General features: G+C 50.5%; 1 protein-coding gene. It reads right to left on the reverse strand.

What is annotated here, in order from left to right:
* Positions 1–658 (reverse strand): hypothetical protein (locus KCG35_RS25990; RefSeq protein ID WP_215822812.1); only part of this gene is annotated, 658 nt, incomplete at both ends.

Below are 658 nucleotides of genomic sequence, written 5' to 3' on the forward strand. Positions count from 1 at the left end.
CACCTGACTCATGGCTTCTGCAATTTGTTCATATTGTTGTTCAGGTTTTAATTTCCCCAGCCATTGCGCATTAAGGCCTAATTCGGCGAGCGCATTTTTCGCTTCGCCTGTGCCTTTGGCCGCTTCCGCGACGCGTCTCACCATTCGTTGTGTGCCCAAATTAAATTGCTGTACGGATACCCCTGAACGTTCAGCGGCATATTGAAATTCCTGCAGGGCTTCAATGCCTATACCTAATTTATCGGCCGTTTTGGCAATGGGATCGAGTCGGTTAGCGGTCCAGGCGGATAAGCCAAACGCGGCGGTAGCACCACCGGCTAATACCCCTGCACCTCGTTTAATACCCGCTGCCACTTTGCCCACACCGGGCATCAGCTTAGTACCGAACTTCTGCAAGGCGGCTTTCCGCTGTAGTTTCTTCTGCGCACGTGCCAGGTTATTCACTTCAATTCCGTATTGTTTGGCGGAGCGCTTGGCTGAACGATACTGACGCTCTACGTTTTTAATACCTTCAGCCAAACGGCGAGATGAGCGAGTGGTATTGGCTTGTTTGGCTTTCAACTCGGCAAGTTTGTTTTTGTATTTATTGAGTTCTTTAACCGCGGCCAATTGCTTGTTTGTTGCTCGATAAGCTTTCCCAAGCTTGGCGGCAGACGCC

It is taken from the genome of Zooshikella harenae (genome assembly GCF_018837975.1).
Taxonomy (GTDB): Bacteria; Pseudomonadota; Gammaproteobacteria; order Pseudomonadales; family Zooshikellaceae; genus Zooshikella; species Zooshikella harenae.